The organism is Streptomyces sp. NPDC055025 (assembly GCF_053608565.1).
This window is the reverse complement of sequence record NZ_JBSGVS010000118.1, coordinates 1-14,040: the sequence shown is the minus strand read 5'-3', so window position 1 is coordinate 14,040 and position 14,040 is coordinate 1. Positions and strand designations below refer to the sequence as shown.

The window sequence follows — 14,040 nt, the reverse complement described above, 5'->3', positions numbered from 1 at the left end:
GTTCCATGACGAGGCGGGTGAGGGGGACACGGCACCCCTCACCCTCCCCGCGACCCACACCGCGCGGCGGCGCGACTCACACCGTGCGACGCCGCGCCATCATGAAGGAGAAGATCCCGAACAGCGCCAGACCGACCGCGACCGCGCCCAGCAGCCACGGACCCGCCGGGGTCCCGGCGAAGGAGCGCAGCGTGTCGTCCAGGCCCTTGGCCTCGTCCGGCTCGTACGCGACCGCCGCCCGCACCACGAACACCCCCACCGCGGCGAAGAGCACACCCCGGGCGGCACCGCCGGCCACCCCGGTGACATCGACGAACCGCTTCTCCCGGCGGGACATCCGGCTCAGCTTGAGATGCTTGTGGTACTTCCGCAGAGCCGCGCGGGTGCCGATCCACACCCCCGCGCCCGCGATGCCGACACCCGCGATCCCCACGATCCACCGGCCGCCCGGTATCTCCAGGGCCCTGGCGGTGATGTCCCGGGACTGCTGGTCGCTGGAGCCGCTGCCGCTGCCCGCGTCCCCGGCGGCGAACGCCAGCACCGAGTAGGCCACGAACCCGTAGAAGACGGCGCGCCCCGCCGAGAGCAGCCGCTTGCCGGTCTTGTGCCCGTCCGGACCGGCCGCGCCGAAGAGCGCCTCGGAGAGCCGCCACAGCGCCATGCCCGTCAGTCCGAACCCCAGGGCCCAGAGCAGGACGGAACCCATCGGCTGCTCGGCCACCTCCGCCAGGGCTCCGCCCCGGTCCGCCTGTTTCCCCTCGCCGCCACCGAAGGCGATCTGGAGAGCGAGCACGCCGATGAGCAGATACAGCACCCCGCGCGCGGCGAAGCCCCAGCGGGCCGCCACGTCCATGGCCGAACTGTTCGCCGCCTGCCGCGCCTTGCCCCGCCCGCCGAGTGACACCGTCCGTGCGTTCATGGTTGACCTCCGAGGATCCGGGTTCCCCCGTGCCGAGGCCGGAAACGGCGAGGGCCGGACGGGACCTCCGGTGCGGGGGGCGCGGCGACGGTCGACCGGCGCGAGGGCGATGTGCCCCGAGACCATGTGCTCCGGACCACGATGGGCTCCGGGACCGACCGGACGTCGATTCGGACACCGGATCGAATACCCGCAGGTCGGAGGGGGTGCCGTCTCAGATAGTAGGAAGTCCGAGTAAATATGGAGACAGAGCGGCTCCCCTCGCTTAGCGTGGAAGGGCCGAACGTCTCGCTCCATCCAGCGAATGGCGGTCGTGGGCCGGCGCCCCCAGCAGGCAACCCCTGCGGCGCACGCCCCCCGCCCCTTCCGGCGCCTCGTAGATGCCTCATGCGACCCCACCGCGTGCTCAGCTATCTCAAGGAGTCGATCATCATGGCCGAGACAACAGTCCGCCGCGTCCGTCACACTCCCCGTACGAGCGAGTCCGACCGCAAGAACGCCGCCGCCGCCCTCCAGCGCGCCCTGGACCGCCGCGACAACGGCGGCGCGACGGGCCACTGACCACCCGGCGTCCGGGTCCCGGACGCGTCGGGCGGGCAGAGCGGGCAGAGGTGTCCACGGGTGGCTCGGTCGGGCAGGTCGCCGTTGCCTTGTCATGGCCCCGAGCCTCTGTCGCCCCGAGCCTCTGTCGAGTGATCGCCGGAACGCGATCACCGTAGAACCCCGAGTCGACTTGAGGTCAGGTGGCTTTCAGCCAGTGACCGTGAAGTGGTCCACGCGCTCGCCGTTCTCGGCGAGTGCGGTGACCTTCAGTTCCGGGCGGGGGCCCGTTGTCACCTCGACGGCGAGGAACGAGAAGCCGGTGTAGCGGACGCGGGACCATTCCACCGTTTCCGGGGTCTTGGTGCCGTCCGGGGACCAGCTGTAGGAGGGGACGGACTCCAGCTCGGCGGGGCGGCCCTCGTAGCTGTCCGCTACCGGGAAGCTGTAGAGGGCCTTGCCCGCGCCGCCCGCCGTGACGTACACGATGCCGTCCCGTACGGAGCTGACGGATCCGCCGGTCTCCACCCGGCGGGCGGTCGCGCCGCCGCGCAGCGCGTCGGTGCGCTCGTAGACGTGGTTGTGGCCGTTGACGACCAGATCGACGCGGTGCTTGTCGAAGAGCGGCACCCATGCCTCGCGGATCCCGCCGTCGGAGGCGTGCGCGCTGGTCGTCGAGAACGCGCAGTGGTGGAAGAAGACCACGACGAAGTCGATGTCCCGGTCCGCGCGCAGCTCGCCGAGGCGCCGGTCCAGCCAGCGGGTCTGGGCGCCGTCCGTATAGCCGGTGTTGGCGCGGATCTCGTGGGAGACATCGTTGGCGTCCAGGGCCACCACGCCCACATTGCCGTAGACGAAGGAGTACACACCCGGCGCCTTCTCCGGGTCGGGACCGTCGCCCGGCAGGGTCCAGCGCGCGTTCTGGCCGCCGTAGCCCTCGGGGGAGTACCACGCCTCCATGTCGTGATTGCCGGTGGTCACCATCCACGGCACCCGCGAGGCCACGGTCTCGGTCTGGGCGAGGAACTGGTCCCAGACCCGCGCGTCGTAGGTGTCGGACGCGGACCCCTGGCCGCTGCCGTCCGCGTAGCAGATGTCCCCCGCGTGCAGATGGAAGGCCGGGTTCTGGCCCAGGATCACCTGGTCGTTGGCGAGCGCGTCGTACGAGACGCCCTGGTCGCCGAAGGCGGTGAACACGAAGGACTCGGCGCGTGCCTCGGCGGGCGCGGTACGGAAGGTGCCGATGGTGGACAGCCGGCGCGGGTCCGCCGGGTCGAACCCCTCGTGGCCCACGCCGTAGTAGTACGTGGTCCCCGGGCGCAGCCGCTCCAGCGCCACATGCAGGTAGTACTGGTCCACCGCGGGCAGTGCGGCCGACAGGGACGGGGTGTGCAGCGGCCGTACCTCCGCCTCGATCCGCCGGCTCAGCTCCCAGGGCTTCGGTCCCACCCGCAGGAACGGCTTCCTGACGGGGAAGGGCACCTGCCAGGAGACCGTCATCCGGGTCTTCGGGGCGGAGCCGAAGGCGAGATGGCGGCCGAAGGGCGCCACCAGCGATCCGTCGACCCGGGCGGTTGCCGGGGAGGCCAGGAAGTCCGGTCCGGTGAGGGCGGCGCCCGCGGAGGCTCCGGCGGGTCCCGCGCTGGAGCCGAGCAGCCCCGCGCCTGCCACCGTCCCCGCGAGGAGCGTGCCGCCCCTCAGCAGCCCGCGCCTGCTGATCCGGCCGGCCCGGCCGATCCGGCCACGCAGATACTCATGCTGTTCCGGCATGGTCATACGGGCGGCGAGGTGGTCGGGGATCCCGACACGAGGGGTATCCATGGACAGACCGTGACACCGGTGGGTGGCTTTCGCGTGGATCCTGGGCATCGAATCGGTGACGAGCCGCGCCCCGAGGCCCGTGCTGCCGGCCCCGGTCGGTGGCAGGACAGGGGCCGCGGCCCGTCGCGAGACACGGTCTGTCCACAGAATGGACGCACCATGTCATGGGATGGGACGCGGAGTAGGGTGCCGTCATGTCTCGCAGCATCAATCTCGCAGTGATCCCCGGTGACGGCATCGGCCAGGAGGTCGTGGCCCAGGGCCTGAAGGTCCTGACGTCCGTCCTTCCTCAGGATGTGAAGCTGGAGACCAAGGAGTACGACCTCGGCGCCGGCCGCTGGCACCGTACCGGGGAGACCCTCCCGGACGCGGAGCTGGAGGCCCTCAAGGGCCATGACGCGATCCTGCTCGGCGCGATCGGCGATCCGTCCGTCCCCTCCGGTGTGCTGGAGCGCGGGCTGCTGCTCAAGCTCCGCTTCGCCTTCGACCACTATGTGAATCTGCGTCCCTCGAAGCTCTTCCCCCATACGGCCACACCGCTGGCGGGCCGCCCGGACATCGACTTCGTCGTCGTCCGCGAGGGCACGGAGGGCCCGTACACGGGCAACGGAGGTTCGCTGCGCACCGGTACGCCCGCCGAGGTGGCCACGGAAGTGAGTCTCAATACGGCGTACGGCGTGGAGCGGGTCGTCCGTGACGCGTACCGCCGGGCGGACGCCCGTCCGCGCAAGAAGCTGACGCTGGTCCACAAGAACAACGTCCTCGTCTACGCGGGCCATCTGTGGAAGAACATCTTCGACCGTGTCGGTCGCGAGTACCCCGATGTCACCACCGACTATCTGCATGTCGACGCCGCGACGATCTTCTTCGTCACCCAGCCGGAGCGCTTCGACGTGATCGTCACCGACAACCTCTTCGGTGACATCCTCACCGACCTGGCCGCCGCCGTCTCCGGCGGTATCGGTCTGGCCGCGTCCGCGAACATCAATCCGGACCGTACGTTCCCGTCCATGTTCGAGCCGGTCCACGGCTCGGCGCCGGACATCGCGGGCCAGGGCAAGGCCGACCCCACGGCCACGGTCCTCTCCGTCGCGCTGCTGCTGCGTCACCTCGGCTTCGACGCCGAGGCCGTCCGGATCGAGGAGGCCGTCGCGGCCGACCTCGCCGCGCGGGACACCACGGCTCCCGCGCGCACGACCGACGAGATCGGTGACGCGCTCGCGGTACGCGTAGCGAGCTGACCCGTCGACTCCTTACAGCCGCCGGGTCCAGGGACCCGGCGGCTGTGCTGTGCGGCCACCGGGTGCCGCCCCCCTCATCCCAAGGGATCCCCAGGGCAGCCCTTGGGCAGGCATTGGGCCGCATTCACCCGTTTCCTCCGTCGTCCGTTCACGCGATAATCTGCGTGGGCCGCGGCATGCGGGAATGCTCGGACGTCCTAGTAGCAGTAGCGGCGTGAGCGCGGTCCGTCATATACAACCGGTGAAGGACGAGAGTATTCATGACCACGCCCACGATCGAGCTCAAGCCCTCCGCGCATCCGCTCTCCGACGCGGAGCGCGAGGCGATTCTGGCCAACCCCGGTTTCGGCCGCCACTTCACCGATCACATGGTGACGATCAAGTGGACGGAGGGGCGGGGCTGGCACGACGCGGCACTCGTCCCGTACGCGCCGCTCTCGATCGACCCGGCCACCATGACGCTGCACTACGCGCAGGAGATCTTCGAGGGCCTCAAGGCCTACCGCCGCCCCGACGGCACGGTCGCCACCTTCCGCCCCGAGGCCAACGCGGAGCGGTTCCAGGTCTCCGCGCGCCGGCTCGCGATGCCCGAGCTGCCGGTCGAGACCTTCATCGCCGCGTGCGACGCGCTGGTCGAGCAGGACAAGGCATGGGTGCCCGCGCACGGCGGCGAGGACTCCCTCTATCTGCGTCCGTTCATGATCGCGACCGAGGTCGGACTCGGGGTGCGGCCCGCGAACGAGTACCTCTTCCTGGTGATCGCCTCCCCGGCCGGCGCGTACTTCCCCGGCGGGGTGAAGCCCGTCTCGGTCTGGCTCTCGGAGGACCGTGTCCGCGCGGTGCCGGGCGGCATCGGCTTCGCCAAGACCGGCGGCAACTACGCGGCGTCCCTGCTCGCCCAGGCGGAGGCGGCGGAGAAGGGCTGCGAGCAGGTGGTCTATCTGGACGCGCTGGAGCACCGCTGGGTCGAGGAACTGGGCGGGATGAATCTGTACTTCGTGTACGGAGACCGCATCGTCACCCCGGAACTGACCGGCTCGCTGCTGGCGGGCATCACCCGTGACTCGCTGCTCGCCGTGGCGCGCGACCTCGGCTACACCTCCGAGGAGGGCCGGATCTCCAAGGAGGACTGGCGCCGCGACACCGAGAACGGCACCCTCACCGAGGTCTTCGCCTGCGGCACGGCCGCGGTGATCACCCCGGTCGGCACGGTCAAGTCGGCGGGGGCCGAGTGGATCCAGTCGGGCGGTGAGCCGGGCAAGGTCACGATGGAGCTGCGTACGGCCCTGCTGGACATCCAGCGGGGCGTGGCCCCCGACCCCCATGGCTGGATGCACGAGCTGGGCTGACCCGTCGGGCTGACCCACCGAGCTGACCCGCCGGGCGGGTGGATGACCTGCCGCTCGTACGACTCGTACCGCTCGAACCGCTGTGGACGCGCCCCTGATCGCTCTGGTCGGGGGCGCGTCCGTACGGTCGTGAGCTGCGGTCGAGCCGGATGCGACCGTATGGTGAGACACTTCTGCCCATCCGCGCGAGCCATGCGAAAATCGGCTCGTGCTCTCGCTCGCCATGATTATCGGCAGCAAGCGCGCCGGTCCGCAGTGATCGCCTCGTACCACCATGTACGGCGCGGCCACCGTGCCTCAGACCCGCGCGCAGACCTCTCGCACCCGCGAGGGGTTTTTTCGTTTTCCGGCCCCACCCCGGCGGAAAACGGGCGGCGCGCGAAGATGGGGGCAAGTGGAGCCAGACCATCCACTCGACAGGAGCAACGCACCATGACCCCAGAGTCCACGGAGAGCGACGACAGTTTCCATGTCTTCGACACCACCTTGCGCGACGGGGCGCAGCGTGAGGGCATCAATCTGACCGTCGCCGACAAGCTGGCCATCGCCCGGTACCTGGACGAGTTCGGCGTGGGCTTCATCGAGGGCGGCTGGCCCGGTGCCAATCCGCGTGACACCGAGTTCTTCGCCCGCGCCCGGCAGGAGATCGAGTTCCGGCACGCCCAGCTCGTCGCCTTCGGCTCCACGCGGCGGCCCGGAGCCAAGGCATCGGAGGACCCCCAGGTCAGAGCGCTGATCGAGTCCGGTGCCCCGGTGATCACCCTGGTCGCCAAATCGCATGACCGCCATGTCGAGCTGGCACTGCGGACCACCCTCGACGAGAACGTCGAGATGATCCGCGACACCGTCTCCCATCTGCGGGAGCAGGGCCGCCGGGTCTTCGTCGACTGCGAGCACTTCTTCGACGGCTACCGCGCCAACCCCGAGTACGCCAAGTCGGTCGTACGGGCCGCCGCCGAGGCCGGCGCCGATGTGGTTATCCTCTGTGACACCAACGGCGGGATGCTGCCCGCGCAGATCCAGGCCGTCGTCTCCACCGTGCTGGCCGACACCGGGGCCCGGCTCGGTATCCACGCCCAGGACGACACGGGCTGCGCCGTCGCCAACACCCTCGCCGCCGTCGACGCGGGCGCCACGCATGTGCAGTGCACGGCCAACGGGTACGGCGAGCGCGTCGGCAACGCGAATCTCTTCCCGGTCGTCGCCGCCCTGGAGCTGAAGTACGACAAGCGGGTGCTGCCCGCGGGCGCGCTCGCCGAGATGACCCGGATCTCGCACGCCATCGCCGAGGTGGTCAATCTCGCGCCCTCCACCCACCAGCCCTATGTCGGAGTCTCCGCCTTCGCCCACAAGGCCGGGCTCCACGCCTCCGCGATCAAGGTCGACCCGGATCTCTACCAGCACATCGCGCCCGAACTGGTCGGCAACAGCATGCGGATGCTCGTCTCCGACATGGCCGGCCGCGCCTCCATCGAGCTGAAGGGCAAGGAACTCGGCATCGATCTGAGCGGCGACCGCGATCTGGTCGCCCGGGTCGTCGGCCGGGTCAAGGAGCGTGAGCTCAGGGGCTATACGTACGAGGCGGCCGACGCCTCCTTCGAACTGCTGCTGCGCGAGGAGGCGGAGGGCAGGCCCCGCAGCTACTTCCGTACGGAGTCCTGGCGCGCGATCGTCGAGGACCGGCCCGACGGTACGCACGCCAACGAGGCCACCGTGAAGCTGTGGGCCAAGGGCGAGCGCATCGTCGCCACCGCGGAGGGAAACGGCCCGGTCAACGCGCTGGACCGGGCGATGCGGGTCGGTCTGGAGCAGATCTATCCGCAGCTCGCCAAGCTGGAGCTGGTCGACTACAAGGTCCGCATCCTGGAGGGCCGGCACGGTACGGAGTCCACCACCCGGGTACTGATCACCACCTCGGACGGCACCGGCGACTGGGCCACGGTCGGTGTCGCCGAGAATGTGATCGCGGCCTCCTGGCAGGCCCTGGAGGACGCGTACACCTACGGTCTGCTGAGGGCCGGCGTCGAACCGGCGGAGTAGCCCGGACCCCGGCCCCGCGCCGGACCCTGGCCCCGCGCCGGACCCTGGGCCGGGCCCCGGCCCCGGGTCAGCACTGGTCCGCCACGACGTCATCGAACTCGTCCATGCTCATGGCCCGGCCGTCCGCCCATACCTGGCCGGGCCTGAGCGTGGCGAGTTCCTCCGTGGACGCGAAGACGCTCCCCAGATAGACGCGGTCATCGGCCCCGGCGCGGAAGGTCAGGCCGTAGGTGTATCCCGGGCGCGGCTCCCGCGGCCCCGTCACCTCGGCACGCCATGATTCCGGGGGTGCGAAGAGGGGGAAGCGGGCGCGCCCCGTCGGAGTCATGGACCAGGCACGCCACCCGGTGCTGTCATCGATGTCCGGTTCCGGTTCCGGTGACGGCGAGCCGCCGGTACCGGCCGCCTCGGTCTCCTCGGTGGGCCGGCCGCTGAGATGCGCGGAGTTGAGAAGGTCGTCCCCGCAGGGCCGCAGCTCCGCCCACCACCGGCCGTCCTCACCCTTCCACAGCGCCGCCAGCCCCAGATCCGGCGGGCCGCACCCTGTCAGCAGTACCGCCGCGCACAGAGCCCCCGTCACCGCGGTGATCACACGCCGCATGCGCCCACCCCCCCTCGCGGAGTGTAGGAGGGGCGGACGCACGGAGGCATCACGGCCGGATCACATCGGGGTCTCTACGCCAGACGCCACTTCTGGTTGCCGGCCCCGGTGCAGGTCCAGATCTGGGTCGTGGTCCCGTTCGCCGACGAATTGCCCGTCACATCAAGGCACTTGTTTGCCGGAACGTTCACCAGATCGGCCGAGCCCGACTCGTATCTCCACTGCTGCGCCCCCGACCCGTTGCAGTCGTAGAGCTGGACCTTCGCGCCGTTGGCCGTCGACGCCGCCGCGACATCCAGGCACTTGCCCAGCGCCTGTACGGAGCCGTCCGCCTTCAGGGTCCAGCGCTGGGCCGTCGACCCGTTGCAGTCGTAGAGCTGTACGGCCGTGCCGTTGGCGTTGCTGCCGCTCGCCACGTCCAGGCACTTGCCGCCCAGTCCGACCAGTGTGCCGGTCCTGTCCGAGCCGCCGGACGGGGTGCCCGCCCAGGTGAAGGTGGCCGAGGTCTTGCCGGGCAGGGAGTAACTGAAGTTCTGGCCGCCCCAGTTGACCCGTACCTGCTGCGCCCCGGAGCCGTCGTTGTAAGCGATCAGCGCCTTGGAGCCGTCGGGATTGCGCCAGGCGACATTGGAGACCGTGGTGCCGGCGGTGGAGGCGACACGCTCCGCGCCCGGCTTCACGAACTTGGTCAGATGACCCATCGTGTAGTACTCGATGGTGTAGTCGACCTGGCCGTGCCGCGCGTCACCGTTGTGGACGGTGATCAGACCGTCGCAGGTGCCGCAGCCGCCGTTGTGCGGACCGCGGTTCTGGTCCACCGCCAGGGACCACTTGGTCACCGACTTCGCCCAGTGCCGGGTGTAGTCGATGATGTTCGCCATGTCCTCGCGCTGCTGATTGGCGATCCAGGTACCGCCGGAGTGCTCGGTCTGGAAGGCGTTCAGCTGCGGATACTGGTTGTGGACATCCGTCTGCTTCTGGATGTTCCCGCCGTAGCCGTGCCAGGCGACCCCGCCGAAGTTGGGGTGGTTGCGCACCGCCGCGTCGTTCACGGTCTCGGCCGCGTACGCGTCGTAGGTGTCCCAGTTCCAGTCGTGCGCCAGGACCTTGGTGGACAGGCCGGCGCCCTGGAGCTTCGGCAGCAGGTTGCTCTTGGTGAAGAACGCCAGACCCGAGCCGTTCCAGCTCATCGACGGGTAACCGCCGCAGCAGGTGGGCTCGTTCTGGGCCGAGACATAGTCGACCGGTATGCCCTGGTCGCGGTAGGCCTGGAGGTATTTGACGAAGTAGTCGGCGTAGGTGCCGTAGTTCTCCGCCTTGAGCCAGCCGCCGTTGAGCTGTCCGCTGTCCTTCATCCAGGCCGGCGCCGTCCACGGCGAGGCCATCGTCGACAGGGCCGGGTTGAGCTGCTTGGCCTGCTTGGTCAGCGGCAGCACATCCGCCAGGTCGTGCGCGATCGAGAACCGGGAGAGCGCGGGGTCGGTCTGACCGGCCGGCAGATCGTTGTACGTGTAGCCGAACCGGGCGAGGTCGGAACCGCCCATCGGGTTGCGGATGAAGGAGAGCCCGATGCCCTCGGTCGGCGAGAACAGCTTTCGCATCGTGTCGTCACGGGTCGCCTGGGAGAGCGCTCCGCTGCCCTTCATCAGCCAGGCCGCGGTGTCCGTGAAGGAGGCGCCGCCGCCGGTGAAGGTCTGATAGCGGGTGCCCTCGTCGACGGTGATGTTCGTCCCGCTGCCGCCGCTGCCCGGCTGGAAGGTGACGGGAGCCTGCTGCTGGAGCCCGCGGGTGACATGGCGTCCGCCCGCGTCGTCCGTCGTCGTCAGCCAGATGTTGACCTGTTCGCCCGCGGCCTGGGCCGTACCCGCGGAGAGGCCGGTGAGCCCGGCGGTGGCGAGGGCGCCGGCGAGGAGAACCCTCGTCAGCCGGCGCCCGGTACCTGTCGATCTCGACATAGAACTGCTGCCCTTCTCGGCAGAGATGTGGGGGGTGGTGCACTCGGTGCGTGGTGCGTGGTGCGTGGTGCGTGGTGCTTGGTGCGTCGTGCGGGGTGGGGGTGCGCTACGGCTCCCTGCGGCGTGAGTGAACTGCTGTTGCGAACTCCCGTCAAGAGAGGGCGCGTTCACGAACTGAACGCATAACGCCTCTGACCTGCTGCCCGCCTGGTACGTAACAAAGGTTCGGACCAATCTCGACGTGAAGTATTGACGACTGTGTTGCGTGCCGGTTAACTCACCGCCCAACGCCGGTACCGGTTCCGGAAGCGGTTGCGGTACCGGTTCCACACCTCGGAGCGGAGGCCCGATGCGTGTCACGATCGCCGACGTCGCCCGTCAGGCGGGTGTCAGCAAGACGACCGTGTCCCGGGTGATCAATACCAAGGGTGAGGTCGACCGGAGTACGGCGGCCCGCGTGAGAGCCGTGATCGCCCAGCTCGGCTATGTGCCCAGTTCGGGCGCCGTCGGACTGGCCCGTGGCAGCAGCCGTACGGTCGGCATGCTGGTGCCCTCGCTCACCTGGCCGTGGATGGCCGAGGTCCTCCAGGGGGTCGTCGACACGATCGAGGCCGCCGGCTACGGCCTGCTGCTCTTCACCTGCAACCGGGGCGCCGAGTCGGTGGAGCACTTCACCACCCAGGTCTCGGCCCGCGCGTTCGACGGACTGCTCGTGGTCGAGCCCGAGAACACCCTCGACACCATCATCGGCCTGCACCACAAGGGTCTGCCCGTCGTGCTGATCGACGACCGCGGCAGCCACCCCGAGGACTTTCCCTCCGTCGTGACCACCAATCGCGAGGGAGGCGCGTCCGCGGCCCGTCATCTGCTCGCCGACGGACGCAGCAGGCCCCTGGTCATCACCGGGCCCGCGCAGTTCGGCTGTGTACGCGACCGGCTCAGCGGCTTCCGTGAGGTGCTGCCGACCGATCTGGTCGTGGTGGGGGACTTCACCGAGCTGTCGGGACGGCTCGCGGTGGAGAAACTCCTCGCCGGCCAGGTCCCCTTCGACGCCGTCTTCGCGCACAACGACATCAGCGCGGCGGGCGCGATGCGGGCCCTGCGGGCCGCCGGGCGGAGCGTTCCCGACGACATCGCGGTGGTCGGCTTCGACGACATCCCGATGGCCCAGCACACCGAGCCGCCGCTGACCACCGTCCACCAGCCCGCGCGTGAGATGGGCGAGACGGCGGCGACGATGCTGCTCGGACATCTGGGCGGGGCGTCCGCGCCGGACGAACCGGTCGTCCTGCCCACCGAACTGATCGTGCGGAAGTCGGCCCCGTAAAACCCCGTCAAGGCCTGAAGGCTCCGTGACCGCCACGGAGACCACGGTCGGGCGCCCCACACAGCCAAGCGCCACCCGGCACGGACACCAGCGGTACCCGGCACCCAGCGGTACCCAGCACCGCTCAGCACTCCGCGCTCAGCACACGCACAGCACGGCAGCACCCCGTACGGACATCGCTCCACCCACCCGCACTCCCCCCACCGGAGGCATCGATGCCCTCACGTACGACCCTGGTGGCCGCCACCGCGGCGCTTCTCGCGCTGTCGGCCCCTCTCGCGTTCAGCGCCCCCGTACCCGAGCAGTCCGCCCAGGCCGCGGCCGTGGCGGCGGCCTGGAACACCGACCGGGCGGCGTCGGCCTATGCCGCCAGCCCCGCCGCCGTCACCGCGTCCGGCGTCGAGAACGCCGGCACCCCGGCCTCGGGAGCCGTCGACGGCAACGCCGCCACCCGCTGGGCGAGCGACTTCACGGACACCGCCTGGATCAGGATCGACCTGGGCAGTGTCATCCGCGTCAACCAGGTCAAGCTCGAATGGGAGGCGGCCTACGGCAAGCAGTACGTCCTGGAAGCCTCCAAGGACGGCACGAACTGGACGAGCTTCTACACCGAGACCGACGGCACCGGCGGCACCGTGACCGCCCACACCTATCCCCAGGAAGTCACCGCGCGCTATGTCCGGATGCGCGGTGTGCAGCGGGCGACCGCCTGGGGCTACTCCCTCTTCTCCTTCCAGGTGTACGGAGGCGAGCCCGCGCCCGCCTCCACCACCCGTACCAACCTCGCCCTCAACCATCCGGCGTACGGCGATCTCTACCAGCACGCCGGGAATTCCCCCGCCTATGTGACCGACGGGGGCTGGCCCGCGGATCTCAAGGGCGACCAGACCCGCTGGGCCAGTGACTGGAACGCCAACCGCTGGGTCGGTGTCGATCTGGGCACTCCGTCCCGGATCGAGGCGGTCGACCTGTACTGGGAGGCGGCGTACGCCGTCGACTACGAACTCCAGGTCTCCGACGACAACCGGACCTGGCGCACGGTCTACCGGCCGTCCGCCGGTGAGGTCGCGGCCCGCCGCGCCGACATCAAGGCCCCGGGGGAGGCCGCGGGCCGGCGTGACACCGTCACCCTCTCCACCCCGGCGACCGCCCGCTACATCCGGATGCTGGGCAAGGAGCGCCGCTCCTTCTACAACCCGGCGCCCTCGACCGCCCAGTTCGGTTACTCGCTGTACGAGTTCCAGGTCTGGGGCACCGGCGGCACCGCGGCGGCGGCCTATGCGGCGCTGCCCAAGAACTCCGGCGCCGCCTACCGTACGACCTTCTTCGACGACTTCACCGGCTCGGGACTGGACCGCAACAAGTGGCGGGTGGTCCGTACCGGTACGGAGATGAACTCGGTCAACGGGGAGTCCCAGGCCTATGTGGACTCGCCGAACAACATCCGTACCGAGAACGGCAGCCTGGTCCTGGAGTCGAAGTACTGCAAGGGCTGCACCACCGTGCCCGGCGGCGGGACCTACGACTTCACCTCCGGCCGTATCGACACCAACACCAAGTTCGACTTCACCTACGGCAAGGTCAGCGGCCGTATGAGGCTGCCGGTCGGCGACGGCTTCTGGCCGGCCTTCTGGCTGCTCGGCAGCGATGTCGACGACCCGGCCGTCTCGTGGCCGGGCTCGGGCGAGACGGACATCATGGAGAACATCGGGTACGGGGACTGGACCAGCACCGCGCTGCACGGTCCCGGCTACTCGGCCGACGGCAACATAGGCAGGACGCAGACCTTCCCGAACGGCGGGCGGGCCGACGAGTGGCACACCTACGCGGTGGAGTGGCAGCCCGAGGGCATGCGCTTCACCGTCGACGACCGGGTGGTGCAGGAGACGTCCCGCCAGAAGCTGGAGTCCACGCGGGGCAAGTGGGTCTTCGACCACAACCAGTACGTGATTCTCAATCTCGCGCTGGGCGGGGCCTATCCGGCGGGCTGGAACAAGGTCACCCAGCCCTACTGGGGCCTGCCGCAGTCGAGCGTCGACCGGATCGCCCAGGGCGGCGTCAAGGCCGAGATCGACTGGGTCCGGGTCGAGCAGAAGTAACGGATCCATCGGCGTAACCGCGTAACCGCGTAACCGCGTAACGGAGCCCCCGGCGGCACCAGAGCCGCCGGGGGCATCAGCGACACAAGGAGCACGAGCACGATGCGAGGCACACGTGTCAGACCGCGGCCCGGCGCCAGGACGGCGG

10 protein-coding genes are annotated in these 14,040 nt (G+C 69.9%); 6 read left to right on the top strand and 4 right to left on the bottom strand.

The features are described 5' to 3' along the window. Positions 1-76: 76 nt before the first annotated feature. Positions 77-919, bottom strand: a complete 843-nt coding sequence (locus ACWGDX_RS38295) for a DUF1206 domain-containing protein (protein WP_453633302.1) — start codon at positions 917-919, stop codon at positions 77-79. 387 nt (positions 920-1,306) lie between these two features. Here ACWGDX_RS38295 and ACWGDX_RS38290 point away from each other — a divergent pair, with 387 nt between their 5' ends. Next, entirely contained in the window at positions 1,307-1,480 is a 174-nt protein-coding gene (locus ACWGDX_RS38290) for a hypothetical protein (RefSeq protein ID WP_363083467.1), read from the top strand. Between the two features lie 189 nt (positions 1,481-1,669). Here the strand turns inward: ACWGDX_RS38290 and ACWGDX_RS38285 are convergent, their stop codons facing one another. Then, the gene (locus ACWGDX_RS38285; protein WP_453633300.1) at positions 1,670-3,280 is read right to left on the bottom strand and encodes a purple acid phosphatase family protein; all 1,611 of its coding nucleotides are present in this window, start codon (positions 3,278-3,280) and stop codon (positions 1,670-1,672) included. A gap of 194 nt (positions 3,281-3,474) precedes the next feature. Between ACWGDX_RS38285 and ACWGDX_RS38280 the strand changes: the two genes are divergently transcribed. From ACWGDX_RS38280 to cimA, 3 genes are all read left to right on the top strand, one after another. Continuing rightward, the gene (locus ACWGDX_RS38280; protein WP_453633298.1) at positions 3,475-4,521 is read left to right on the top strand and encodes a 3-isopropylmalate dehydrogenase; all 1,047 of its coding nucleotides are present in this window, start codon (positions 3,475-3,477) and stop codon (positions 4,519-4,521) included. A 260-nt stretch (positions 4,522-4,781) separates the two neighbouring features. After that, complete coding sequence (locus tag ACWGDX_RS38275) at positions 4,782-5,870, top strand: branched-chain amino acid aminotransferase (RefSeq protein WP_453633296.1); 1,089 nt, start codon at positions 4,782-4,784, stop codon at positions 5,868-5,870. Positions 5,871-6,302: 432 nt separating this feature from the next. Further along, positions 6,303-7,910 (top strand): citramalate synthase, encoded by a 1,608-nt coding sequence (gene cimA / locus ACWGDX_RS38270; protein ID WP_453633294.1) that lies wholly within the window; start codon positions 6,303-6,305, stop codon positions 7,908-7,910. Between the two features lie 67 nt (positions 7,911-7,977). Here cimA and ACWGDX_RS38265 read toward each other — a convergent pair whose 3' ends face one another. Then, positions 7,978-8,511, bottom strand: a complete 534-nt coding sequence (locus ACWGDX_RS38265) for a hypothetical protein (protein WP_453633292.1) — start codon at positions 8,509-8,511, stop codon at positions 7,978-7,980. A 74-nt stretch (positions 8,512-8,585) separates the two neighbouring features. Continuing rightward, positions 8,586-10,466 (bottom strand): ricin-type beta-trefoil lectin domain protein, encoded by a 1,881-nt coding sequence (locus tag ACWGDX_RS38260; RefSeq protein WP_453633291.1) that lies wholly within the window; start codon positions 10,464-10,466, stop codon positions 8,586-8,588. 349 nt (positions 10,467-10,815) lie between these two features. On the opposite strand from ACWGDX_RS38260, the gene ACWGDX_RS38255 reads away from it, so the two are divergent. Then, positions 10,816-11,793, top strand: a complete 978-nt coding sequence (locus tag ACWGDX_RS38255) for a LacI family DNA-binding transcriptional regulator (RefSeq protein ID WP_453633289.1) — start codon at positions 10,816-10,818, stop codon at positions 11,791-11,793. Between the two features lie 215 nt (positions 11,794-12,008). After that, complete coding sequence (locus ACWGDX_RS38250) at positions 12,009-13,892, top strand: discoidin domain-containing protein (RefSeq protein ID WP_453633287.1); 1,884 nt, start codon at positions 12,009-12,011, stop codon at positions 13,890-13,892. Positions 13,893-14,040 lie beyond the last annotated feature (148 nt).